The sequence below is a fragment of the Massilia frigida genome, from assembly GCF_011682175.1.
Lineage (GTDB): Bacteria > Pseudomonadota > Gammaproteobacteria > Burkholderiales > Burkholderiaceae_D > Telluria_A > Telluria_A frigida.
The window spans coordinates 20,806-44,074 of sequence record NZ_WHJG01000045.1 but is presented as its reverse complement, the minus strand read 5'-3'; the positions used below and the strand labels follow the sequence as shown (position 1 = coordinate 44,074).

The following is a 23,269-nucleotide window of genomic DNA, read 5'->3' as shown; positions in this document are numbered from 1 at the left end:
CATGGGCACCTGGGAAAGCGCATCGCGCGATTGCTCGGGCGAGGGCTATTCGCAAAGCTGCGGCGATATCGCACTCAAGCCGTCGGGCAAGGCCCTCATTCGCGGCATGATGAAGCGCGGGATGCTGATCGATGTCGACCACATGGACCGCCTGACCTTCCGCGAGACGATGACGATGACCGAGCAGCAGGGATACCCGGTCATCAGCGGCCACGTCGGGCTGGTTGACGCCTCCACGACAGGCGGCGAGCGGCGTCACGAGGGTAACCTCAAGGACGATGAAGTCAAGCGCATCCTCGCTGGCGGCGGCATGGTGTCCCTGATTACCGCGCAAGGCCACCGCGACGCCACGCCGACCGCGCATCGCGCCGGCCTGCCGGTGGTGGCGCACGATTGCGGCGGCACGTCGCAGACCTTCGCCCAGACCTATCTGCACCTGCTGTCGCTGGCAGGGCCGAATGGCCGGATCGGTTTCAGCACCGATTTCAACGGCTTTGCCGGCGAGCCGGCGCCGCGCTTCGGCAGCGAAGGCTGCTTCTTCCAGAAGGATGTGGGCGGCGCGCAGGTCAATCCGACCCAGTACCCGCTGAGCATTGCGGTCAAGGGTAGCCCGTCCGTCATGGGCCGCAGCAAAATCGGCGAGCGCACGCTCGATATCAACGGCGACGGCCTGGCCCATATCGGCATGCTGCCCGACTTCCTCGCGGACCTGCGCACCCAGGGCTTGCGCCAGCCGGACCTGGCACCGCTGATGAATTCGGCCGAGAGTTATATCCGCATGTGGGAGCAAGCGGTTGCCAAGAGCACGTCGGTGCCCTAAGCTACTGTCAATCGCTGGCGCATCGCCGCAACGCTGCCTTCGGCCGGCGTGGCGCGATGCGCTTTTTCCACTAATTCGCCACCTGATGTCTGGAGCACCATGTTACTCAAACTAAGCTTGCCGGCCGCTTTGCTTGCCCTGGCCCTGGGCGGTTCCGTCCATGCGGCCACGCCCGCCAAGCCGTACGCCGATGTCGAGAAGGCCATCGCCCCCTTGCTGGGCACTGTGCCGATCGAGAAAATTTCCCCAAGCAAATTCGGCGGCCTGCTGGAAGTGGTCACGCCGCGCGGCCTGGTCTATACCGACAAGACCGGGTCCTTCGTGCTGTTCGACGTGCTGGCGATCGATACCCGCACCCAGGAAAACCTGACCGAACAGCGCAACAATGAACTGGGCAAGTTCGTGTTTGCCGATTTGCCGCTGAAAGACGCGATCAAGACCGTGCGCGGCGATGGCTCGCGCGTGATCGCCACCTTCGAGGATCCGAATTGCGGCTATTGCCGCAAGCTCATCGGCGAGCTGGCGAAAGTGGACAATCTCACCGTCTATACCTTCCTGGTGCCGGTCATGGCTGGCGATTCGGCCGCCAAATCGACGGCGATCATGTGCTCGCCCGATCCGGCCAAGACCTGGCTGTCGCACATGACCGACAACAGCGCGCTGCCGCCGGTGGCCGAGTGCGCCACGCCGCTCGAACGCAACGTCGCGCTGTACCAGAAGCTGCGCCTGAACGGCACGCCGGCGATCCTGTTCCAGTCCAATACCAAGACCCCCGGCTATATCCCGGCCGAGCGCATCGAAGCGCGCCTGGCAGGCGGCAAATAGGCTGGCGGGACATTCGCGGCGTCGTCGGTGACGTTTCCAAAATGCCGGTAAAATTGCGGGCTCGGTTGCCCGCACTGTCGCGGTGCCGTTTTTGAATAAGGCACGTCTGGCATGCAGCGAATGTTAACAGTAATTTTGGCTTGTCTCGGGATGGTCGGCGCGCTCGCGATCGACACCTATCTGCCATCCATCCCGGCGATCGGACGCGAGTTTGCGGTCGGGCCGCTGGCGGTGCAGCAAACGCTCAGCGTGTTCCTGTTTACTTTCGCCTTCATGATGCTGTTCTACGGCACGCTGTCCGATTCGTTCGGACGGCGCCCGGTGATCCTGGTCGCGCTAGCGGTGTACACCCTGGCTTCGCTCGGGGCCGTGTTCGCGCCCAGCTTCGGCGTGCTGCTCGCTTGCCGCGCGTTCCAGGGCCTGGCGGCGGGTGCCGGCTCGGTGATCGGGCAGGCGATCGTGCAGGACCGCTTCTCGCACGACCAGGCGCACGCCCAGCGCATCATGTCGCACATCATGATGGTGTTCGGGCTGGCCCCGGCCATCGCGCCGGTGCTGGGCGGTTATCTGCACGTGCATTTCGGCTGGCGTTCGACGTTTGTGTTCCTGGCCGCGTTCGGCGCGCTGATGATCCTGCTCGTGTATCGCGGCTTGCCGGAGAGCTTGCCCAAGGCGCAGCGCCACGCTTTTCACGGCATCGCAATTGCGAAAAACTATATCAAGGTGCTGCGCGATCCGCAGTTTCTGCTGCTGTCGCTGGCTGTCGGCCTGGCGTTCAGCGGCTTGTCGCTGTACATCGGCTCGGCCGCCAATTTCATCATGGATATCCTGCACCTGCCGGAGACCGCGTTTGCGTGGCTGTTCATTCCCATGATCGGCGGCATGGTGGTCGGGTCGGCCTGGGGCGGCAAGGCGGCGGCGCGGATCGCACCGGCGAAGATGATGTGGCTGGGATTCGGCATCATGGCGGCGGGCAGCGTGATCAGCATTGCCTACAACGTCATGTTCGTGGCGGCGGTGCCGTGGGCGGTGCTGCCGCTGGCGGTGTACACGTTCGGTCTGGCGGTGGCGATGCCGGCGCTTCAGGTTGGCGCCTTGTCGCTGTTTCCAGATAATCGCGGGCTGGCCTCGTCGATGATGTCGTTTATTCAGATGACCGCGTTTGCGCTGGTGTCGGGCATGCTGGCGCCGCTGTTGTTCGACAGCGCGCTGAAACTGGCGTGCGGAGTGGGTGGCTCGCTGGTCCTGAGCTTCCTGTGCTGGCGCCTGAGCCTGATGGTGGCGCGGCCTGCGGTGCAGGTGGCGTGAAGCCTGCGAATTAAAGCCAAAACCGTCGTTCCGGCGCAGGCGGGAACGACGGTTTTGAGGGCAGCGGGTGTAGACGGACTTATCGGCTGTGCGTCTTCATCGCCGCGGCAACTTCCCGCTTGCCGTCGCGTTCTTTCTCGGTGGCGCGCTTGTCGTGCTGCTTCTTGCCCTTGGCCAGTCCGATCTCGCACTTCACCCGTCCACCCTTGAAGTGCAGGTTGATCGGCACCAGCGTGTAGCCCGAGCGCTCGACCTTGCCGATCAGCTTGTCGACTTCGGCGCGGTGCAGCAGCAGCTTGCGCGTGCGTACCGCTTCCGGGTGGGTGAATGAGGAGGCGGTCGACAGCGCGCTGATGTGCGCGCCGAACAGGAACAGCTCGTCCCCGCGCACGACCACGTACGCCTCCTTGATCTGGACGCGCGAATCGCGAATCGCCTTGACTTCCCATCCTTCGAGCACGATACCGGCTTCGTATCGGTCCTCGATGAAGTAGTCGTGGAATGCTTTTTTATTGTCAACAATACTCATGAAATGGCTAAAGTGCGCGGTTCGGTTAAACTACTGATGCAACATACCCAACATCATAGCAAACGGTTGATTAATGGCAGTAGTACACAAAACAGTATTTTTGGCTTACAGCGCCGAACAAATGTTCGACCTTGTGGCCAAAGTGGAAGATTATCCCAAATTCCTGCCCTGGTGCGGCGGCGTGAAGCTCATTGAGCGGACCGACGACACGCTGGTCGCTTGCCTGGCAATTCACTTCCATGGCGTGAAGCAAAGCTTCACAACCCGCAACATCAACACGCGGCCGACCCAGATGAAAATGAAGCTGGTCGACGGCCCGTTCAAATGCATGGATGGCACCTGGACCTTCAAGGCGCTGCGGGCCGATGCCTGCAAGGTCGAATTCGACCTGCACTACGAATTTTCCAGCATGATACTCGAACAATTGATCGGGCCCGTGTTCGGCGTGATTGCCAACAGCATGGTCGACTCGTTCTGCAAGCGCGCCGAGACGGTCTATGGCTGAACCAGCGGCGGAGAAAATCACGGTCCAGGTGTGCTACGCCACGCCGGCCAGCGCGTACCTGCGCGAGTTGACGGTGGAGCAGGGCTGCACGATCGAGCAGGCGATCCGCCTGAGCGGCGTGCTCGCAGACATTCCGGGAATCGATCTGGCGCTCCAGCCGGTCGGCCTGTATGGCAAGAAGAAGCCACTGGAGACCGTCTTGCGGCAGCGCGACCGCATCGAAATCTACCGCCCGCTGGTGGCCGACCCGAAAGAGTCGCGCCGCAAGCGGGCTGAGAAGAAGGCTCAGCCAGGCTGAGCCCCGATTTGCTTACTTGCAGGTATCGCTGATCGCCTTGTTGGCGCGCGCGGTTTCCGCCGTGCGCTGCTTGTCATCAATGAACGTGCGTTCGCCGTTCTTGTCCGTCGAACTCACGCGCATGCCTTGTTCCAGGGTGCGCTTGTAGCTGCGGGCGGTTTCGCAGGCGACTTTATTGCCGGCCTTCCTGGTGGCGTCTTCGCCAGCTTTCTTTTGCTCGTCTTCCTTGGCCTTGGCGCGCTTGCGGTAGTCGGCTTCACGGTCGGCAAGGCTAGGCGGCACCTTGTCGTCGGCGCTCATCGGCTTGGACGAGGGCGCTGGCGCGTCGTCCGACTTCGGCGTGACCGCAGCGGCAGGCGGCGCCTTGATGATGTTCTTGGCCGGCACGCCAGGCGGCGGCGGGCGATCCGAGAATTGCTTGGTGCCATTCGCGTCGACCCACACGTATTGCGCGGAAGCCACGGAGGCGAACAGCATCAGCGCGCCTCCGGCCAGCAGCTGCAATGTTCGTTTTCCGATAAGGTTGACCATGTAAATCTTTCCGTTAGTAATCAATCCCCGATTTCGCCATGATTTGTCCGCCGTGTCAACGAACTTGACGGGTTTTGGGGCATTTTGAGGGCTTGATGAGACGGCGCACAGGAACTTCTGTATAATTCACTTTTGCGCCAATAGGAAAATGCTATGCGTCTACTTCAAAAAGCACTCACGTTCGATGATGTGCTGCTCGTCCCGGCTTACTCGAATGTCCTGCCAGCCGACACTTCCCTCAAGACTCGCCTGACCCGTAATATTGCCCTGAATATTCCCTTGCTGTCCGCAGCGATGGATACAGTCACGGAAGCGCGCCTTGCCATTGCCATGGCGCAGGAAGGCGGCATCGGCATCATCCACAAGAATCTGTCGCCCAAGGACCAGGCCCGCGAAGTAGCGCGCGTAAAACGTTTCGAGGCCGGCGTGCTGCGCGACCCGATCACGATTCCGCCAAGCATGAAGATCCGCGATGTGATCGCCCTGACCGAACAGTACGGCATCAGCGGCTTCCCTGTAGTGGAAGGCAAGACCGTGGTCGGCATCATCACCAACCGCGACTTGCGTTTTGAAGAAGAGCTCGACGCCGAGGCGCGTGACAAGATGACCCCGCGCGACAAGCTGGTGTACGTCAAGGAAGACGCCGACACCGCCGAAGCCAAGCGCCTGATGAACAAGCACCGCCTTGAGCGTGTGCTGGTCGTCAACGACGAATTCGAATTGCGCGGCTTGATCACCGTCAAGGATATCCAGAAGTCGCACGAGCACCCGTTCGCCTCGAAAGATGCGCAGGGCAAGCTGCTGGTCGGCGCCGCCGTTGGCGTCAGCCAGCGCGACGAAGAGCGCATCGAGCTGCTGGTCGCCGCTGGCGTGGACGTGCTGGTGGTCGATACCGCCCACGGCCACTCGCAGGGCATCCTGGACCGCGTCAAGTGGATCAAGGTGCGCTTCCCGCACGTGGACGTCATCGGCGGCAACATCGCCACGGCGGCTGCTGCGCTGGCGCTGGTCGAACACGGCGCCGATGCGGTCAAGGTCGGCATCGGCCCTGGCTCGATCTGCACCACCCGTATCGTTGCCGGCGTGGGCGTGCCGCAAATTACCGCGATTTCCAACGTGGCCGAAGCGCTGGCCGGCACCGGCGTGCCTTGCATCGCCGACGGCGGCATCCGCTTCTCGGGCGACATTTCCAAGGCACTGGCGGCAGGCGCATCGACCGTCATGATGGGTTCCATGTTCGCCGGCACCGAAGAAGCGCCGGGCGAAGTGATCCTGTACCAGGGCCGCTCGTACAAGTCCTACCGCGGCATGGGTTCGCTGGGCGCGATGGCGGACGGCTCGGCCGACCGCTACTTCCAGGACGCGGCGGCCAAGGCCGACAAGTTCGTACCGGAAGGCATCGAAGGCCGCGTTGCCTACAAGGGCAGCGTGCTGGCGATCATTTACCAGCTGGTCGGCGGCGTGCGCCAGTCGATGGGTTACTGCGGTTGCGCGTCCATCGACGAGCTGCGCGAAAAAGCGGAGTTTGTCGAGATCACCTCGGCCGGCATGCGCGAATCGCACGTGCACGACGTGCAGATCACCAAAGAAGCGCCGAACTACCGTTCCGGCGAATAATGGCACACACAACGCGGCGACCAGATCGCCGCGTTGTTCTTAGCGTGGGCCCCGTTGCCCGCGAGCGCCGCCCAACGGCACCGATTTTGCAATTTCTCCTGGCCTTTCATGCACTCTAAAATCCTCATCCTCGATTTCGGTTCCCAAGTCACCCAGCTGATCGCCCGCCGCGTGCGCGATGCAGGCGTGTTTTCCGAAGTATTCCCGTATGACGTCAGCGACGAATTCGTGCGCACCTATGGCGCCGCCGGCGTGATCCTGTCGGGCAGCCACAGCTCCACCCTGGAAGGCGACGCCCCGCATGCGCCGCAGGCCGTGTTCGAGCTGGGCGTGCCCGTGCTGGGCATCTGCTACGGCATGCAAACCATGGCGGCCCAGCTGGGCGGCAAGGTCGAAAACGGCCTGGTGCGCGAATTCGGTTACGCCGAAGTGCGCGCGCGTAGCCACACCACGCTGCTTAACGGCATCAACGACTTCGTCACCGACGAAGGCCACGGCATGCTCAAGGTCTGGATGAGCCACGGCGACAAGGTGCTCGACATGCCGCCAGGCTTCAAGCTGATGGGCGATACGCCAAGCTGCCCGGTGGCCGCCATGGCCGACGAGGAACGCCGTTTCTACGGTGTACAGTTCCATCCGGAAGTGACGCATACGGCGCAGGGCAAGGCCATGCTGGGCCGTTTCGTGCATGAAATCTGCGGCTGCAAGTCGGAGTGGAACATGCCCGACTACATCAGCGAAGCGGTCGCCAAGATCCGCGAACAGGTCGGCACCGACGACGTCATCCTCGGCCTGTCGGGCGGGGTCGATTCGAGCGTGGCGGCGGCGCTGATCCACCGCGCCATCGGCGACCAGCTCACCTGCGTATTCGTCGACCATGGCCTGTTGCGCCTGGACGAAGGCAAGATGGTAATGGACATGTTCGCCAAGAACCTGGGCGTGAAAGTGCTGCGCATCGATGCCGAAGACCAGTTCTTGGGCCACCTGGCCGGCGTGGCCGATCCGGAAGCCAAGCGCAAGATCATCGGGCGCGAGTTCGTCGAAGTGTTCCAGGTCGAAGCGGGCAAGCTGAAGAACGCCAAGTGGCTGGCCCAGGGCACCATCTATCCGGACGTGATCGAAAGCGCCGGCAAGGGCAAGAAAGGGCAGACCATCAAGAGCCACCACAACGTGGGCGGCTTGCCGGAAACCTTGAACCTGAAACTGCTCGAACCGCTGCGCGAACTGTTCAAGGATGAAGTGCGCAGGCTCGGCGTGGCATTGGGCTTGCCGCACGATATGGTGTACCGCCATCCGTTCCCGGGTCCGGGCCTGGGCGTGCGCATTCTCGGCGAAGTGAAGAAGGACTTTGCCGACCTGCTGCGCCGGGCCGACGCGATCTTCATCGAAGAATTGCGCAACACGCCGTGCGACTTGCCGGCGCTGGAAAGCATCGATGCCGGCGCCGCGCCGAAGAATTGGTACGAGGCGACCAGCCAGGCGTTTGCCGTGTTCCTGCCGGTTAAATCGGTGGGCGTGATGGGCGATGGCCGCACCTATGAATACGTGGTGGCGCTGCGCGCGGTGCAAACGCTGGACTTCATGACGGCGCAGTGGGCGCACTTGCCGCACAGCTTGCTGGGCAAGGTGTCGAACCGCATCATCAATGAAGTGCGCGGGATTAATCGCGTGGTTTACGATATTTCCGGGAAGCCACCAGCGACGATTGAGTGGGAGTGAGTTTCTTGTAGGAAATTTACTCTAATCATCGTTAGCTACAAACAAGGCCCTGTTTTTACAGGGCTTTTTCACTATGTGTGCTCAATTCAGCGATACGCTACTGAATGAAAAGCTCACGCGAGCGTTGCTGCGTCTTGTACGCGCAAAAGATGAGGCCAAGTCGGATTGCCCAACTTGGCCTCGGCGTTTGGGAACGCTATGCGGGTTCAGCTCGCACTACCGGTCGTGATTGCCTGGATAGGCGAACTGCTGTTGGCACTTGCTGCTGACGCCTTTCTTGCAGAGCTGTTCAAGGTCGGCGCGGATGCGCTATTTCTTGCCGGCCGTTTTCCAGCACATCTCCGTGGCCGAGTTGCCTGGCTGGGTAGCGTTGCCAATGCTGGTCGCGTCGAAGAGCACGCACGATGGGTACGTGGTGAACGAATGGAAGGCCACGCAACTGCTCGATTGGCTACAGCGCGCCGCACATTCCTGCGACGTTGCAGCTGGAACGTTTGGTGCCGGGAAAGTGCCCCGATCGGGGAGCGGGGAATTGACGGCGCAGCTATAGTTGTTGTTCTTGAGGTTAGGGTCGAAGCCCTTTTGGCGCAGCTTGGACCAGCCGGCCAGGCGTGCGAACACCTGCCTGGCAAGGGGGCTGCTGCTCCAGTACCAGTCGGTGGCGTAGGGATAGCTGTAAAAGCTGCCGTTGTGCGCAAATCCCTGGTTGTGCCCTAACTCGTGGAGGAAAATCCTGGCGGTATCCTCCACGTCATAGGAATTGAAGGAATCGTAACGCGAAGAAATGACTGCGTAGGGCGACAAGGTGACCGTTACCCACGCCACGCCCCCTCCGTAATTGCTCATGGGCGCCGCGACGTAGATGTTGATCCGGCCTGGACGGCCGCTGTTGTCGAACTTGACAAAGATCGGGTCCAGCGCACGGCCATTGAAGAGTTGGTCGTCGACGATGTGATCCAAGGTGCCAAGGCTGAACACCACTTCGCCATTGTTCATTTCCTGGGTCGCCTTGGCGAGCACTTGCTGCGCGTACTCCCTGGTCCACCTGGCGTTGCCGCCGCCCGTACTGTCGATCACATGGACATCCACCATCAGAATGGCTGGCTGGGTGCTCTTCATGAACAACTTCGCGTTCGACCACGGGCCATTGGTGCTCGACCAGGTCGACTCGAGGCCGTATAGCCTGCAGACGTCGGACGTCGTGATCGTGTGGAAACCGACGCAATCGGCCTTGCCGCTACACATCTTGGCACATTGCTGCGGCTGATAGCCGTACAAAGTATCCGTCAGCGCGCCATTATTGGGGATGGGCAAAAAGCCGGATGTATAGGCCGCAAGCGGGTCCGGGCTGGCTTTCTTCCAGTTCATCTGGACATTCGACCAAGGTCCTACGCGAGCGGCGACGTCGGCGTCCGGTCCATAGAGCTGACATGTATCCCAGTCGGTGAAAGCATAGAAGCCACTACACGACTGGTTAGCGGAACACGCATCCTGGCACGCCTGCCGCGTGGTGTTGTAGCGCCTGGCGCCGAGTTCTCCTGTGGCCGGGATCTTCCAGATTCCCGAGAGGTAGTCAACGGCCAATGCCGTACTTCCCCATAGCAAGCCCAACGCGACAATCAGTATTTTGAACCATACCGAAACAGTTTTCATCTTGTTCTCCTAATGGACGTTGATTGCTACAAGGATGGGTTGTCGCCGGCTAGCCGACGGGGGGCCACGGCGCGCCGGGATCGGCTCTTGCGTCGCGTGCTACCCCGGGTGTTGCTGCTTGCGCCACCTGCCAGCGGCGGCGTTCGATGACAGCCCATACAGGGATGGTGACGGCGCCTGGCCGGTGTGTGAAGTAACATCCCGTAACCCGGCGGAGCGTGACCGGGCATCCCCGCGCAGGACTGGCGGCCCAGCGCCTGCGCTCCGGTCCGCTTCTGAAATCGGAAATAATTCCTTTTAAATCAACTGCTTGAAATCGTAAGGTAATCGTAAGGTCAAGATTGATGCGGCTGGTTAGAGTGAATTCAGGCACACCTCAGTGCACTTCCTGAATCCCTTTTCCGACTGGATCGACCATGAATACGCACACCAGCAACGCATCGACATTGACAGCCGCCGCCGTGCAAAGCGACGCCACTTGGCAAGCTGTGCAGCATGTGCTGTCCAGTCCGAGCTTCGTGAAAGCGCCGCGCATGCGCGCCATGCTGTCGTTCCTGATGACGAGAAAATTGAGCGGCATGGAAGCATCGATCAGCGAATATGCGATCGGTATCGAGGTGTTTCACCGTGACGCGCGCGATTACGATACGAGCTTCGATCCCGTGGTGCGGGTGCAGATGGGCAGGCTGCGTGGCCGTCTCGCGCAGTACTACGCGACCGCAGCCAACGTGAGCGGCTTGCAGATTGTGATTCCTCTGGGAACCTATGTGCCCGTGCTGACATCGGCGGCGAGCGCGCGTCCCATCAGTATCAAATCGGTGGCGTTGACGCCGCTAGGCAGCCCGACCCCGGAAAGTGGAACAAGGAACTTTATTTCCGGACTGGAGGAAGAACTTGCCTTGCGCCTGTTCCAGCGCTTTGGCAGCGAATCGGATGCTTCGGCAGAGCAATACCGAATGGAAGTGCGCGTCAGGACCGAGCCCAGGTACGCGCGTGCGACGATCCGCCTGATCGACGCCAATACCGGGCAGATCGCCTGGATCCAGCAGTGCGACCGCCACGGTGAGCTGGGCATCGCGCTGCAGGAGAAGCTGGCGTTGGCGATCTGTACTGATTTGCAGAATTACATGCTGGGCGAGGATGTTTCCGGCGTGCCTATGAGGCCTGATTGGTCCCAGCATCGCGCGGCTTGATGGGCTGGAGAACATTGCCCTCCTGCGGATCATCCCATATCGTCGTCCTCGTGAGTTCATTGTAGAAGACAACGTCGAATTTATATTCCAGGTTAGTGAAATCGTGAGTAATCAGTACCAGGCGAGAAGCTTCGATGTCCGGGAACGACGGGATTAGCGGTTGAACTATCTCTGATTGCGTTGCGATCCGTACTGCAGGACTGTGGACGACCCAACCGTTACGCGATGTCGCGTAGTCCAACGCGAACAGCGTTTGAAACGGAGAAACGGCGCTAATCTTGCAAGTAGGTGCCTTATCATGGTGTTTGCCCGTGCCTGGATCGTCATAGGTGTAGTAGACCTCCGCCCACGCATCGACGCCCACAATGGTAACTAACACCGGGACTTGGGAATATATTGGCTTTGTATGTTGCATAGAATTTTCCTATCTTGGGATTAACTTACGGTAGAGAGAGTCTCGATACCCGATCTGTGCAAGCCGTTGCCAAGGAATATTATCGATCACGGATTGTTGCAGACAAAGCGTCGAGCGGCTCCAGGGATCGAGAATGAGAAAATCCCTGGTTGAGGTGGTGCTGGGTTGAATCACGGCGTAGGCTTCCTTGCACGCAATGATTGAATTGGCGTCGTCTTTCCGTCTCTTTTGTATCTTTGCGTACAGCAACAGCGACTCCGCCAGCGACAGGCGGATTTGCAAATCGGCCGGCGTGCGCCTGTGTAAGAGACGGAACTGCGCAATGACAGTTTCAATCTCGCCTTTCGCCCGTTCCAGATCGCCCATCTCGAGCAGCGCCGTCGCAATGCGGGAGCGGGCGACGGTTTCGTTGCTGATCCATCGGACGTTTTTCGGGTTCATTGCGCTCTCTGCGACCAGGTTGGCGTGAATGCGCTGCAGCTGCGGCAGGATGAGCTGCGCAGGTTCGGTGCGCAATTTGACCATCAGATACTCTTGTTCGGCATTCGCCAGTTCAACCTGCCACGCCCGGTTTTTCTTGTCGTTTTGTGCGAGGTCGACAAGTAACGCGGCAGCAGTTGCCAGATCGTCCAGCGCACGATCATCCCTGCCCAGGGCGAGCGCGAGCACCGCCCGATGCTGCAGAGCGCGGGCATAGCGATTAATCCACATGGGTTCGCTAGGAAATTGCCCGCGCACTTGCTGTACCAGTTTCATTTCCTCTTCATACAGCTGTTCCGCGGCCCCCAGCTCACCCATGGATTGCCTGGCTAACGCTTGCCAGGAATAGGTGTCGGCCAGCGCGGCGATCAGCATTTTGTCGCCGGGCGCGCGTTGCAGTGCGCGCTGTTTCAGTGCGAGCGATGCGGCAAACTCCGGTTCAGCGGACTCCGGCTTGCCAAGCGCCAGCGCCAGGGAACCGAGGTTATTGTGGGCGTAAGACTGTTCAATCCACCATTCCACATTCTCCGGTTCGAGCATGTGCAACTGTTCGGCAAGCAGCCGATACTGTTGCCATGCGGCCGCGGCGGCCGGCATGTCGTTGTGATCCTTGTGCATCTGGCCGATATAGTAATTGTTGTCGCCGAGATTTTTGAGCACCTGGGTGTTCGTTGGATCGGCTTCGTGCTGGCGCCGCAGTATGGCATTGGCCTCGGTGAAAGCAGCGATCGTTTGCGCAGCGTTGCCTTGCTCCCTGCTGACCTCGCCGATCACTTGCAAGGCCTTGGCACGCAGGGTCAAGGCTGCCGGACTCAGTTCATCTTGTTGGGAACTTCGCAAGTACTCGAGCGACTTGCCGCTGACGCCTTCGAGCAGTTCAAGTTTGCCCAGCGGACGCAGCTTGTCGGCAAAGTCGCCCAGCATGTAATCGACCAAGCCTTCGACTTTGGTGCGGCGCGCTTCGGCAGTGCGCTTGGCCGCCAGTGCGCTCAGGGCGAGCGCGGAATTGAGCACGGCAAGCACGATGATCAGCCCCAGCGCGGACAGGCGCGCCCATTCGAACTGGCGCGCGCGCCGCTTGGACAGGCGGATGAGCTCGCATTCGTCGGGTTCCAGCGACCATAGTCCGGCATCACGCAGCGCCTTGGCCTCGTCCAGCAGCTTGCCGCGCGGAATGAGCAGGTCAGCGCGGCGCCCATCGGCGCTCCAGCGGGCAAGCTGCTGCGCCAGCCGGCCGCGCGCCCGCAAGGCATCGCGGTGCGCACCGATCCATTCGCCCATGCGCGGCCAGCGACGCAGGATCGCTTCATGCGCAATCCCGAACACCCGCGTCCCGCTGGCCAGGTCGCTGACGAACAGGCGTGCTTCAATCAGCGCCGTCACCGTGGCGCGCGCCTGCTCGCTGCGCAGCGCCGACCAGGGCGCGCGCTGGCTGCTGACGAGCTCCTCGTCGATTGCCAGCACCGTTACCAGCGACATGATGTGCGGCAGTTCGGCGCGCTGCTCGTCGCTGAGCCCAACGACAACCTGCTCGGCGCGCCGGCCAATCGCGCCTTCGAGCCCGCCCAGTTCATGGAAGGCGGCGAAGCTCAGTTCACCGTCGGGAGTGCGCTGCCGGTACAGCTCGTGCAAGCAGTATTGCAGCAAGGGCAAGGCGTCCGGACTGGCGGTGGCGCTTTCGCACAAGATGTCGTCGAGGCTGGCGTGGGTGACGGGATCGACGCCGAAGACCAGCTGGGCCGCGGCGGCCGGCTTGCGGATCATCTGGGCAATATCGCTGAAACTGGGCGGCGCCAGATCGACATGGCCGCCATAGGGCTTGACTTCGATCAGCAGCGGCAGCGTGGCGATGTTCGGGTAAAAATCGTTGCGGCAAGCGATCACGATCAGGCAAGTACCGCTGCGCGCCAATTGTTCCAGCGCCGCCAGGAACGCGCTGCGTTCCGCTTCGGTGACGCGGTTGGCGTTGAACAGCGCTTCGAAACGGTCGATAAAGAGTGCGAAGCGGATGCCCGCGCGATGCGGCGCGAGCGCGGCGTGCAGTTGATTGATGACGCTGGTGCAATCACGTTCCAGCCGCTGGCCCAGCGCAATCGCGCTTTCGTCAGGAAAACTGTAGGTATCGTCCCAGTGCAGGTCGAGCATGGCGCCGGCCAGCGCCGTGAATAGCGTCTGTTCGCCTTGATCGGCGATGTCGAAGGCGGTGCTGGCCAGCAGTGCAGGGCCGCTGCCGGCCTGCGCGCGCGCCATGGCCGGGAACAGGCCGGCCTGCACCAGCGAGGTTTTGCCCGAGCCGCTGGGACCGAGCAGCAGCAGCAGGGCCAGCCCATGGTCGATCTGCGCCTGGGCTGCCTGCGTCAACTTGCGAGTTGCTTTATCGCGGCCGTAGAAGACACCGGCATGGGCTTCGTCGAACGGCAGCAGGCCACGGAAGGGCGAACCGTTTTCCCAATGCGCCGCCTGGACATCGTCCACCGTCCAGTCGACTGCCGCCACGGTGCGGTAGCCGCGTTTGCGGATGGTCTCGATGAAGACCGGCGCAGTGGCGTTGTCGCCCAACAGGCGGCGCAGCTGGGCAATGTTCTTGTGGACCGGACTGTCGCCGTGGATCGTGCTGCCCCAGCATTGTTCCAGCAATTCTTCGGTGCTGAGGATGGCACCGTTGGCGTGGCACAGCGCGACCAGCACATCCATCGTACGCGGCTCCATCTGGCGCGTCTCGTCCGCGTTGTCGATGGTGTTGGAAGCAGGGGCGACCAGCCAGGTTCCGAAGCGAAACCGCGCCCTTGTTTGGTGCGGATTAGCAACTGGGGACGGCCGACCAGACATGGTGCCTTTGTAAAGTTAGCCAAACAGCAATGAATTATCGTATCACGACGATCCGACCCTGTCGAACGCATTGTTGTAGATGAGAGACCTGGTGTTGTTACTTGTGTTACGTGCAAACGGACTTCTACCATCGACTCCGAACTACCCGAATGACGAAACGAGTTGACGGTGCTTTCAGGTCAGTTGAAACGCTTTGGCGGACCTGCTTGAACGTCTGATCCACAAGTCCAACAACCAGTGAGGATGTGATGTCAGAGAGCTTGCAAAAATGGGTGGGACGCAATCGTCCCCCGCGCGTTCAGATTACCTACGATGTGGAAATCGGCGGCGCGGTCGAGAAGAAGGAACTGCCGCTGGTGGTTGGCCTGCTGGCCGATCTGTCCGGCCAGCCGCTGGAGGCACCGCTCAAGCTGAAGGCGCGCCGCCTGGTGGAAATCGATCGCGACAACTTCAATGAAGTGATGGCCAAGATCGCACCGCGCCTGGATCTGTCGGTGCCCGACACCTACAAGGGCGAGGGCAACCTGAAGATTGAATTGAACTTCACCGAGTTCGATCACTTCCATCCCGAAGCGATCGTCAGTCAAGTGCCGCGGCTGGCGAAACTGCTGGAAGTGCGCCAGCAATTGCGCGACCTGCTCGGCAAGCTCGATGGCAACGACGAACTCGATTCGCTGCTTGAAAACATCGTGCAAAACACCGAAGAGCTGAAAACCTTGCGCACCGACGATGCCGCTGCTGCGGACGCCGAGGCAACGGCCGACAGCGCCGAAGCGCTTGCGTCCTGATCGGGCACCGATTCATACCAACACCGAAAGTGAGTTCAATGATGGCCAGCACACAAACAGCAGAAAGCGGCGCCAGCAATGCCGCAGTAGTGGAAATGAGCCTGTTGGATCGCATCGTCCAGGAAGGCAAAATGGCGGTCGACCCTTCGCAGAACATGTATGCGCGCAAGCTCCTGGGGCAGTTTGCAACCCAGGTGCTTGACGAGGGCATGAAGGCGGCGCCTGACAAGGGCATCGTCACGATGATCAATGAACGCGTGGCCCAGATCGACAAAATCCTGAGCGACCAGGTCAATGCCATCATGCATCATGAAGGGTTTCAGACCCTGGAAGCGTCGTGGCGCGGCCTGCGGGATATGGTGTTCGGGACCGAAACGAGCAGCAAGCTGAAACTGCGCCTGTTGAACGTGTCCAAAAAAGAGCTGCTGAAAGACCTCGAAGGCGCGGTCGATCATGACATGAGCGCGCTGTTCAAGAAGATCTACGAGGAAGAGTACGGCACCTTCGGCGGGCACCCGTATTCGCTGTTCATTGGCGACTACTACTTCGGACGCCATCCGCAAGACATGGCGCTGATCGAGCGTCTGTCCAAAGTGGCCGCCGCCGCGCATGCGCCGTTCATCGCCGCTGCCGCGCCATCGCTGTTCGACATGACCTCGTTCACCGAGCTGGGCGTGCCGCGCGATATGTCGAAGATCTTCGAGAGCGCCGAACTGACCTCGTGGCGCGGCTTTCGCGAGTCGGAAGATTCGCGCTACGTTGCCCTGGTGCTGCCGCGCTATGCCGCGCGTTTGCCGTATGGCGCCAAGACCATTCCGGTGGAATCGTTCGCATTCGAGGAAGACGTCAACGGCAAGGACCACAGCAAATACCTGTGGGCCAATTCGGCTTACCAGCTGGGCCTGCGCATCACCGATTCGTTTGCCAAGCATAGCTGGACCACGGCCATTCGCGGCGTCGAGGGCGGCGGCAAGATCACCGGCATGACGGCGCATACGTTCAAGACCGACGAGGGCGATATCGCGCTCAAGTGCCCGACCGAAGTGTTCATTACCGACCGGCGCGAGAAGGAGTTGAATGACCTGGGCTTTATCGCCGTGGTCAATTCCAAAGGGTCTGACATGGCGGCGTTCTTCGGCGGGCAGTCGGTCAACAAGCCCAAGCTGTACAACCTGGATGCGGCCAATGCCAACGCGGCGCTGTCGTCGCGCCTGCCGTACGTGCTGGCTGCGTCGCGCTTTGCGCACTACATCAAGGTAATCATGCGCGACAAGATTGGCAGCTTCCAGAGCCGTCAGAGCGTTGAAACCTATCTGAACAACTGGCTGGCCGACTATGTTTTGCTGAGCGCGAACGCGTCGCAGGGGGAAAAGGCGCGCTTTCCTTTGTCGGAAGGGCGGGTTGACGTCACCGACGTGGCAGGCAAGCCGGGCGCCTATTCGGCCGTCGTTTTTCTGAAGCCACACTTTCAGATGGAAGAGTTGACCACTTCGATTCGCCTGGTGGCGGAGTTGCCTGCGGCTGTAGCTGCGTAATCGGCGTGCGGGCATATTTCCCGCACATCTCGTTTTCATTAGCGCGGCGCTGTCCGTAACAGCACCCGCATTCTTTATATGGAGCACAAAATGTCAGACGTTCTTATTCTGGACCTGGGTGACAAATACAAAGGCAATTGCACGATCGACGGCTATGCCGACAAGATCATCGTCAATTCGTTTTCCCATAACGCCTACCTGCCGATGGGGAGCGATGCGGCCAATACCGAACGCACTTTGGGCCGGCCGGTACTGTCGGAAATGTCGTTTTCAAAATCGTCAGACCTGTGCACTACCGAATTGTTCAAGGCGTGTACGCAAGGCAGCAAGATCGGCCCTGCGACCCTCAGTATCGGCCGCGTCGAAAATGGCGTGTACATGAATTTCATGACCTACACGATGGAGAATGCGATGGTTTCGCAAATGAGTTGTGGGGGCGGCGGCGGTATTCCCAGTGACTCCTTCTCGCTCAACTTCACAAAAATTGGCGCGGTATTCGCGCAGCAGAATGCGGATTCGACCAAAAAAGGTACGGGCACGTGGAACTGGAATTTGGGAACAATGAAGTCAGATTGACCATTCCTGAGGATTCGGCGCCGGTCGGTTCGGTTATCTGCGGATGATCGCAACCTGAATAGCCGGAACGCAGCGGGCGCGGAAGCAAGCGTTGTCGGCATGAATCGCAGGTTCCCTCCAATCGTTGAGATACTAGAGTGTGTATCGCAGCGATTGGCACAGACGCAATGTGCAGAACCATGCAAGAAAGTGCAGGGAAGCGCCACACTGAAAAGCGGCCAATGGCTGTATCGGGCAGGTGACCGTTAACGGAGGAAATTATGCTTGCATATCAACAAACATTTAAAAATTCCTGTGGTGCCGCCGCATTGATGTGTGCCGCAATGGAGTTACAAGTTACGCTATTGCCAAAAGTTGATAGTAACCCCAATAAATATTGGAAGGAGCCCGGAGAATTGAGGCTGACGCAATACGTGGAGGCGAAAATATATTCGATCACCAGCGGCCAGCCTGACACTGAACCTAGCGACGAATCGCCATATTCTCTTCCTAGCAATATGGCGATAGCTGCGAAGCTTTTAGATCTTAGTATGGACATATATTTAACGGGATCCGCACGTGTTAATATTGTGAATAAATTTAAAGGTGAAGAAGAAGCAACGCTAGAAAATGGCGGGCACGTGCATGATGAATCGCCGCCGAAATTTAACGGGGATGAACGAAGGTTGTTGGTTTTGGCTAATAAAGAAGGAGGCCTGCATTATGTCATGCAGCACTTTGGCGAGATAATGGACCCAGGCGAAGGTGAAATCACTACGCTCGAAAATATCATAAAGGGCGGGTACAAGGAAGTAGGAATAACCATCGTTCTTAAAAGAAGATCTTCGTCCTCTTCCGTTGCCGCATCTTCCTCTTCCTCTTCCTCTTCTTCGTCTTCTTTTGCTCCGTCGAGTAAGGGGTATTCATAATGAGAAAAGAGGACTGGCTGGCGCTGTCCGAAGTAGTGCCGGAATCGGGCGATGTTTTAATAAAACACGTTTGGAAAATGCACGAAGGGGCCTCACACGGCTTGGATGCAACCGAACATGCTATTCGGATAGCTGCTTGGATGCACCCGTTCGATTGCTTGGGGGCGGATTCTGCTGAACATGCCGCCATGGTCGGAACAGTTAATAATATTCGAAGAATTTTTGAAGCAGATGGCGATGGAATAAGACTAAAAAGTGAGGCGCAAAGTTTTAAAAATGGTCAGGAAAATGCATATTTGGTGTATGGATTTCCATCGGAGCACACGTGGAGACGAGACTTTACTTATCAGCGCGACTTGATTCGCGTCCTGTGCGATGGTTTCGCAACCCGCCTCGCACAACTCCAGGCGGAATCGCCACCGCCGCTTGACTCTGGGAAATACTCAGCAAGTGTGCAGATCAATAACAGAATTTTTGAAGCCGCAAGAGTTGCACATATTCCAGCGCGTAATCAGCAGACGCAGCGATATGGGTATGGAAACATGGTGAGCATGGCGCTTCCCAACGTAATTCCTGATTCCTGGTACTCCAACCACGATCAACGTGTCTTGGAGTTTATTCGTGGAGAAAACAAGAAAATTGCGTATATCTGTTCTGGGCTTGTCGCTTCTCTGCTTCAAGCTTGGAGCGTCGCTTTTTTTGGAAAGCGGGTGTTTAATGACCCAGCGCAGATCCACCCGAAAGGTCTGGAACACCATTTCCTTCGTGTATCGTTCCCAGGCATGGTACTGCGTGGACGGTGGGGCCTGTTAACGGAACCAATGAATGAAGTATTTAGGAAAAGGCTTATTGGAAATATTGGTAATGTTATTTCTCCACTGATTGATGCCGCATTATTCAGCTATGAAAGCCAGTTTGGGGTGGGTATAAATTCGGTTAACACGGTTCTATTCAACTTTGGTGGACGTAAAAAATCCACCGGCCAGAATCGAGCGACCGAACTACATAGAAGACTAAGCCGTGCGTTTGGTTTTGAAGCAACTTTGCAAGAATTTCGACGGTTTTTCGGGGGAGATGGGAGTTGCAAAGTCAATTCATTAAAATGGCACCTTGCAAACCAATTATTTAATGCTGCGTATCCACATGTGCGCGATCAGATCCTTCATAAAACAGAAAAGGAAGTTGAACAGAGTGTTTTTCGGCTGCTTGATCAAATAAGGTCGATGCTACAAGGTGCCGCGGCTCATTCCCTCGCCTCCCGCCGCAGTCGCATATAAATATCTGAAATTGCATCGCAATGGCATCGACCATGGGACTATTTTAATCTATTGCACGTAAGGAAACCGCTGGTTGACGTCCAACTCTGGTGTTGGTGCGCATCAATTTCGACAATGGCGAAATGATCGCGCTAGGATCCTCACAGTTCCAAAGGAAAAGCCATGTTTTATCGAGATTTGCCGAGAGTTGAAACTGTAAAAATATCTCATGTCGGAGGCGTGGTTGAATTTTCCTCGGTGCCAATGAATTTTCGTTGGCACTATTCGATGGGATTTGGCGCTGAAGATGTGCGTCAAAATGGGCGGGAAGGTTCCCTGCGAATCAGAGCGCCGGGTGCGGTACACATTATGAATCTAATAAGCTGCGCGGCAGTATGTTATGTATATACCGATCTCAATGGCGTTTTGCTGAATGTTAGTCTTTGTCATGCACATACTGGCATGATTCGCGAGGCCGATCTGCCGACGGCACCGGCGCTGAATGTTTCCGGCGTTGCGCCTGCGCAAATCCATGTCGTGTTTGCCTCTTCTCAATCATCTAAAGCAGTTGCAAACGACGGCATCGAGACCGCTGCTAGCGGCTTGATCGACCTTGTTAATCTCAAAATCCCCAAGCAAAATATTATTGTCGTTACCGGCACAGGCACCCGATTTGGCATCAACTATCTCGGCGAAGTGGGTGCGGTTGCCGGCTCCGAAGTATGGCGCGGCGGCAATTTGAGTAACGTGCTACTCGAGGCTGCAACCGCCGCGTTGACCCTCTATGAAGCGCACTTTGCTGCCGGCGTTTCTGCGATCGGCAACGGTTGTAATCCTTGGCGCCTCGGCGGCCACAGACTGTCCACCGGAAACGAGCGTGCGCTGCGACTTCGCGCCGGGGTGACTGCGGCCCGAACCGATCGTGAGCGGTTGCGCGTGCTAAACGATTTCCTCAATGGCAGCGGTAGCTACAAGGGCGGTTCACTAAAGCGGCTGCTCGTTCGGCAACTACATAGCCAGCTATTTCCTCTTGCGGTTGCGCTTGGTGATACCGATACCGAACACGAAGTCAGGCTGAGAGTGACGCAAATTACTCAACATATACTAGGTGTCTAGGGGCTTTCGCGTGGTTCCGGCAGGAACTTAGTCCGCGGCGGGAGCAACTTAAGCGCTTGTTGGCGAGTCTGGTGGCGAACTCTCCGTCAGGGCGTGCCACGCTTGGGAAAGGGGAAGATCATGGCAAAGTCACCTTTCCCCCGTTCATTGAGGATCATTTCGCAGACCGTGAAAACAGAAGGACCCTTCATCTTAGCTTCGCCAGCCCGAAGATGACTTGGTCAATAGCGGAGGCAGAGCGAGTCGAACGATCTGGAGATCTGCACGGCTTTCACGGTTTAGAGCGCCGGAATGCTCTTGGCGTGGCTTCTGCGGCCGATAAACGCTAGGCCATCAAGCGATCGGCTCGTGTCGGTGTGCCGGCACCTTGAGCGCTCGCGGACCTGGGCGCACGCATCCTTGGTGCCGTGAACAAGAAACACGTCAACCCTATGTGCTATGCCGAACGAAATGACCAGCCAAGCGTTTGCTGTTTCCCTCAGCGGGTAGGCCAACGTGTTGGGCGATGGCACTACCTACAGCAGGCTGGTGACCCTTGTGTTGTCCGGTATCTGGACTTTCATGAATCCGCAACCATTGCATCTGCCGCAACCACTATGACTCGTTGTCGAGCGATATCACGCTGTTACTTGTGTTACGTGTCGGTCGGCCAATACGATGGCAGAGACGACTAGCAGAGCAGCAGGTACCGCGGCTGACGCCGGGTCGCATTCTATTTGCGAGGACAGCATGGTTATGACAAGCCAGGAATGGGCTACCGGAACTAATATGTTCACGTTTTTCGGGCGCAGCGGGGCACTTAAAGCCGTGGACATCGCGTTGAGGAACTTTCACCAAAGCAGGACCGGTGACAGGGCGCGTGTGCTGAAGTCGGCGCTCACCGCTTGGGTGGACAGTAAGCCTAACGGATGGACTGGCGCAGGTGGGCGTAACGCCAGAGGTACCGTCGCGGAACTGCGCCAGCAGATCGACCATTATTTGGCGCCCATCGTCCCCGCTCTGGCCATACCTTTGCCGCCACCGGTCCCAATCGCAGTGCCGCTACCGCCGCCGTTGTCTGTCGTGAGCGCGTTGCCCGTGCCGGCGGCGCAGATGTATGTCCCCGGTGCATTGATCCAAGATAAGCTGGGAGGAAATCATTTTGAAATTTCATTGCAACAAAAAGGAAGCTCATGCGGCCCCGCCTGTCTGCGCATCCTGATCAAGCAGGTGAAAAATGAGCGTGTGGGAGAGGAAGCGTTGCGGGCAATCATCGACGGCAGTCTGGGTGGCGGTGGCGTTGTGGTCAGCAATAATAGCCACGATTGGGTCAATCAGGGTACCTGGGGCATGGACAAAGCCCTCGAGAGCTATCGAATCAACGCTACGCTTCATCGCACGAATCCGAACCAGTTTTTGTTGGCGGCTACTTTAAAGAAGCCATGCATCGCCGTCGTCGAGTGGACTGGCGCAGGCGGCCTGCACTACGTCGTGGTCGTAGGCAAGAACAGCGTCGGCACTATTACCGTCCTTGATCCCTGGTACGGCCTCCAGCAGTTCAGCACTTCCAATGTCAGCGGCGTCGAGACTGTTAACAACTATGAGCCGAACGATAATGGATCCACCTTCCCTAGCACTTGGTATCAATGGGTGCTGGCGGTGAATTAAGCCGCCGAGATACGAAGACTAAGTTTTCCGCGTAACTGAAGTGCGATGGCCAATGAAGATGCCGATCTTCATTGGCCGTCGTCGCTCCGGGACAACCCCTTTTCTACGCCTATGTCCTCGCGTCCAGATCTACAGCGACCAGATACGCACTTGTTACTGGTGTTACGCCGAAGTCGCCGCCTACCATTCACTTCGAACTACCCGATTCACGAAGCGCCGTCTTTCCATCTTAAGCAACCTTGGACGAGGTGATCCCATGAACGCTATGCCAGCCAGCTCGCCGATGCCTCTGTTCGACCGCCTGTGCGGAAAACTACTGGCAACGGATGACGAGACGCCCGATTCAGACAGCCTTCAACACTCGCTGCGGCAAGACATGATCCGCCTGTTCAACGTGCGCAATGGACTGACCATCGAGCAGTTCTTGAGCGACTCGCCAACCGCGCTGCACTACGGCCTGCCCGATACCCTGGGACTGTCCCCGCAATCGGAAGCGGACCTGGCGCGCTGGGAGCTGGTGGTCACGCGCGCCATCAAGCTGTACGAACCGCGCCTGTCGCAGGTACATGTGCACATCACGCAGGACGCCAAGCACCCGACGGCGGCGCGCATCAATATCGACGCTGCCGTCGCCCTCGGGTGGCACTTGTGCCGCGTGTATTTTCACGTCGTGCTCAATGACGGAACCGCGCACCTGTCTGCCGCTGCGTGAGGACGATGA

21 protein-coding genes are annotated in these 23,269 nt (G+C 58.7%); 16 read left to right on the top strand and 5 right to left on the bottom strand.

The genetic code is table 11. The features are described 5' to 3' along the window. Position 1 precedes the first annotated feature (1 nt). The 3 genes from F2P44_RS29100 (at position 2) to F2P44_RS29090 (ending at position 2,953) form a co-directional block, all read left to right on the top strand. Positions 2 to 820 carry a membrane dipeptidase gene (locus F2P44_RS29100; protein WP_167092543.1) on the top strand — a complete coding sequence of 273 codons (819 nt, stop codon included), beginning with the start codon at positions 2 to 4 and terminating at the stop codon, positions 818 to 820. A gap of 99 nt (positions 821 to 919) precedes the next feature. Further along, positions 920 to 1,645 (top strand): DsbC family protein, encoded by a 726-nt coding sequence (locus F2P44_RS29095; RefSeq protein ID WP_167092540.1) that lies wholly within the window; start codon positions 920 to 922, stop codon positions 1,643 to 1,645. Between the two features lie 111 nt (positions 1,646 to 1,756). Next, a complete protein-coding gene (locus F2P44_RS29090; RefSeq protein WP_167092537.1) occupies positions 1,757 to 2,953 on the top strand; it encodes a multidrug effflux MFS transporter in 1,197 nt (398 codons plus the stop codon). Between the two features lie 79 nt (positions 2,954 to 3,032). Here the strand turns inward: F2P44_RS29090 and smpB are convergent, their stop codons facing one another. Further along, entirely contained in the window at positions 3,033 to 3,482 is a 450-nt protein-coding gene (gene smpB / locus F2P44_RS29085; RefSeq protein ID WP_054262876.1) for an SsrA-binding protein SmpB, read from the bottom strand. 73 nt (positions 3,483 to 3,555) lie between these two features. On the opposite strand from smpB, the gene F2P44_RS29080 reads away from it, so the two are divergent. Further along, a complete protein-coding gene (locus F2P44_RS29080) occupies positions 3,556 to 3,987 on the top strand; it encodes a type II toxin-antitoxin system RatA family toxin (RefSeq protein ID WP_054262875.1) in 432 nt (143 codons plus the stop codon). Continuing rightward, complete coding sequence (locus F2P44_RS29075) at positions 3,980 to 4,285, top strand: RnfH family protein (RefSeq protein WP_167092534.1); 306 nt, start codon at positions 3,980 to 3,982, stop codon at positions 4,283 to 4,285. Before F2P44_RS29080 ends, F2P44_RS29075 begins: the two co-directional genes overlap by 8 nt. A 12-nt stretch (positions 4,286 to 4,297) precedes the next feature. Here F2P44_RS29075 and F2P44_RS29070 read toward each other — a convergent pair whose 3' ends face one another. Then, on the bottom strand, positions 4,298 to 4,816 hold the full coding sequence (locus F2P44_RS29070; RefSeq protein WP_167092531.1) for a DUF4124 domain-containing protein: 519 nt from the start codon (positions 4,814 to 4,816) through the stop codon (positions 4,298 to 4,300). A gap of 153 nt (positions 4,817 to 4,969) precedes the next feature. Between F2P44_RS29070 and guaB the strand changes: the two genes are divergently transcribed. Then, positions 4,970 to 6,433, top strand: a complete 1,464-nt coding sequence (gene guaB / locus F2P44_RS29065; RefSeq protein ID WP_167092529.1) for an IMP dehydrogenase — start codon at positions 4,970 to 4,972, stop codon at positions 6,431 to 6,433. Positions 6,434 to 6,541: 108 nt separating this feature from the next. After that, positions 6,542 to 8,152: a glutamine-hydrolyzing GMP synthase gene (gene guaA, locus F2P44_RS29060; protein ID WP_167092526.1), complete on the top strand. Its 1,611-nt coding sequence runs from the start codon at positions 6,542 to 6,544 to the stop codon at positions 8,150 to 8,152. 309 nt (positions 8,153 to 8,461) lie between these two features. Here guaA and F2P44_RS29055 read toward each other — a convergent pair whose 3' ends face one another. Next, a complete protein-coding gene (locus tag F2P44_RS29055; protein WP_167092523.1) occupies positions 8,462 to 9,805 on the bottom strand; it encodes a PAN/Apple domain-containing protein in 1,344 nt (447 codons plus the stop codon). Between the two features lie 416 nt (positions 9,806 to 10,221). Here F2P44_RS29055 and F2P44_RS29050 point away from each other — a divergent pair, with 416 nt between their 5' ends. Continuing rightward, positions 10,222 to 10,998, top strand: a complete 777-nt coding sequence (locus F2P44_RS29050; RefSeq protein WP_187363468.1) for a hypothetical protein — start codon at positions 10,222 to 10,224, stop codon at positions 10,996 to 10,998. On the opposite strand, the gene F2P44_RS29045 is transcribed toward F2P44_RS29050, so the two are convergent. Both F2P44_RS29045 and F2P44_RS29040 read right to left on the bottom strand, forming a co-directional pair. Beyond that, positions 10,961 to 11,413: a hypothetical protein gene (locus F2P44_RS29045; protein ID WP_167092520.1), complete on the bottom strand. Its 453-nt coding sequence runs from the start codon at positions 11,411 to 11,413 to the stop codon at positions 10,961 to 10,963. The genes F2P44_RS29050 and F2P44_RS29045 overlap by 38 nt on opposite strands. Before the next feature lie 9 nt (positions 11,414 to 11,422). Continuing rightward, complete coding sequence (locus F2P44_RS29040; RefSeq protein ID WP_167092517.1) at positions 11,423 to 14,602, bottom strand: nSTAND1 domain-containing NTPase; 3,180 nt, start codon at positions 14,600 to 14,602, stop codon at positions 11,423 to 11,425. A gap of 368 nt (positions 14,603 to 14,970) precedes the next feature. Here F2P44_RS29040 and tssB point away from each other — a divergent pair, with 368 nt between their 5' ends. The 8 genes from tssB (at position 14,971) to tssE (ending at position 23,260) form a co-directional block, all read left to right on the top strand. Then, entirely contained in the window at positions 14,971 to 15,510 is a 540-nt protein-coding gene (gene tssB, locus F2P44_RS29035; RefSeq protein WP_167092514.1) for a type VI secretion system contractile sheath small subunit, read from the top strand. A 41-nt stretch (positions 15,511 to 15,551) separates the two neighbouring features. After that, a complete protein-coding gene (gene tssC, locus F2P44_RS29030; protein ID WP_167092574.1) occupies positions 15,552 to 17,045 on the top strand; it encodes a type VI secretion system contractile sheath large subunit in 1,494 nt (497 codons plus the stop codon). Positions 17,046 to 17,135: 90 nt separating this feature from the next. Then, positions 17,136 to 17,621, top strand: coding sequence for an Hcp family type VI secretion system effector (locus F2P44_RS29025; RefSeq protein ID WP_167092511.1), 486 nt, complete (start codon positions 17,136 to 17,138; stop codon positions 17,619 to 17,621). Positions 17,622 to 17,881: 260 nt separating this feature from the next. Next, complete coding sequence (locus F2P44_RS29020; protein WP_167092508.1) at positions 17,882 to 18,529, top strand: T3SS effector IpaJ family cysteine protease; 648 nt, start codon at positions 17,882 to 17,884, stop codon at positions 18,527 to 18,529. Then, positions 18,529 to 19,806, top strand: coding sequence for a hypothetical protein (locus F2P44_RS29015; RefSeq protein WP_167092505.1), 1,278 nt, complete (start codon positions 18,529 to 18,531; stop codon positions 19,804 to 19,806). The genes F2P44_RS29020 and F2P44_RS29015 overlap by 1 nt, the downstream gene beginning before the upstream one ends. 162 nt (positions 19,807 to 19,968) lie before the next feature. Next, entirely contained in the window at positions 19,969 to 20,901 is a 933-nt protein-coding gene (locus tag F2P44_RS29010) for a hypothetical protein (protein WP_167092502.1), read from the top strand. A gap of 768 nt (positions 20,902 to 21,669) precedes the next feature. Next, the gene (locus F2P44_RS29005; RefSeq protein WP_167092499.1) at positions 21,670 to 22,548 is read left to right on the top strand and encodes a cysteine peptidase family C39 domain-containing protein; all 879 of its coding nucleotides are present in this window, start codon (positions 21,670 to 21,672) and stop codon (positions 22,546 to 22,548) included. 256 nt (positions 22,549 to 22,804) lie between these two features. Continuing rightward, positions 22,805 to 23,260, top strand: coding sequence for a type VI secretion system baseplate subunit TssE (tssE, locus tag F2P44_RS29000; RefSeq protein ID WP_229423814.1), 456 nt, complete (start codon positions 22,805 to 22,807; stop codon positions 23,258 to 23,260). Positions 23,261 to 23,269: the final 9 nt, after the last annotated feature.

Excerpts from the sequence above, each read along its gene's own strand:
- tssB (WP_167092514.1), top strand. The coding sequence starts at position 14,971 with ATGTCAGAGAGCTTGCAAAAATGGGTGGGACGCAATCGTCCCCCGCGC.
- F2P44_RS29025 (WP_167092511.1), top strand. The coding sequence starts at position 17,136 with ATGTCAGACGTTCTTATTCTGGACCTGGGTGACAAATACAAAGGCAAT.
- guaA (WP_167092526.1), top strand. The coding sequence starts at position 6,542 with ATGCACTCTAAAATCCTCATCCTCGATTTCGGTTCCCAAGTCACCCAG.
- F2P44_RS29070 (WP_167092531.1), bottom strand. The coding sequence starts at position 4,816 with ATGGTCAACCTTATCGGAAAACGAACATTGCAGCTGCTGGCCGGAGGC.
- F2P44_RS29055 (WP_167092523.1), bottom strand. The coding sequence starts at position 9,805 with ATGAAAACTGTTTCGGTATGGTTCAAAATACTGATTGTCGCGTTGGGC.
- smpB (WP_054262876.1), bottom strand. The coding sequence starts at position 3,482 with ATGAGTATTGTTGACAATAAAAAAGCATTCCACGACTACTTCATCGAG.
- F2P44_RS29010 (WP_167092502.1), top strand. The coding sequence starts at position 19,969 with ATGTTTTATCGAGATTTGCCGAGAGTTGAAACTGTAAAAATATCTCAT.
- tssC (WP_167092574.1), top strand. The coding sequence starts at position 15,552 with ATGGCCAGCACACAAACAGCAGAAAGCGGCGCCAGCAATGCCGCAGTA.
- F2P44_RS29075 (WP_167092534.1), top strand. The coding sequence starts at position 3,980 with ATGGCTGAACCAGCGGCGGAGAAAATCACGGTCCAGGTGTGCTACGCC.
- F2P44_RS29080 (WP_054262875.1), top strand. The coding sequence starts at position 3,556 with ATGGCAGTAGTACACAAAACAGTATTTTTGGCTTACAGCGCCGAACAA.
- F2P44_RS29045 (WP_167092520.1), bottom strand. The coding sequence starts at position 11,413 with ATGCAACATACAAAGCCAATATATTCCCAAGTCCCGGTGTTAGTTACC.
- F2P44_RS29005 (WP_167092499.1), top strand. The coding sequence starts at position 21,670 with ATGTTCACGTTTTTCGGGCGCAGCGGGGCACTTAAAGCCGTGGACATC.
- F2P44_RS29015 (WP_167092505.1), top strand. The coding sequence starts at position 18,529 with ATGAGAAAAGAGGACTGGCTGGCGCTGTCCGAAGTAGTGCCGGAATCG.
- F2P44_RS29090 (WP_167092537.1), top strand. The coding sequence starts at position 1,757 with ATGCAGCGAATGTTAACAGTAATTTTGGCTTGTCTCGGGATGGTCGGC.
- F2P44_RS29040 (WP_167092517.1), bottom strand. The coding sequence starts at position 14,602 with ATGGAGCCGCGTACGATGGATGTGCTGGTCGCGCTGTGCCACGCCAAC.
- F2P44_RS29100 (WP_167092543.1), top strand. The coding sequence starts at position 2 with ATGGGCACCTGGGAAAGCGCATCGCGCGATTGCTCGGGCGAGGGCTAT.
- F2P44_RS29020 (WP_167092508.1), top strand. The coding sequence starts at position 17,882 with ATGCTTGCATATCAACAAACATTTAAAAATTCCTGTGGTGCCGCCGCA.
- F2P44_RS29050 (WP_187363468.1), top strand. The coding sequence starts at position 10,222 with ATGAATACGCACACCAGCAACGCATCGACATTGACAGCCGCCGCCGTG.
- guaB (WP_167092529.1), top strand. The coding sequence starts at position 4,970 with ATGCGTCTACTTCAAAAAGCACTCACGTTCGATGATGTGCTGCTCGTC.
- F2P44_RS29095 (WP_167092540.1), top strand. The coding sequence starts at position 920 with ATGTTACTCAAACTAAGCTTGCCGGCCGCTTTGCTTGCCCTGGCCCTG.
- tssE (WP_229423814.1), top strand. The coding sequence starts at position 22,805 with ATGAACGCTATGCCAGCCAGCTCGCCGATGCCTCTGTTCGACCGCCTG.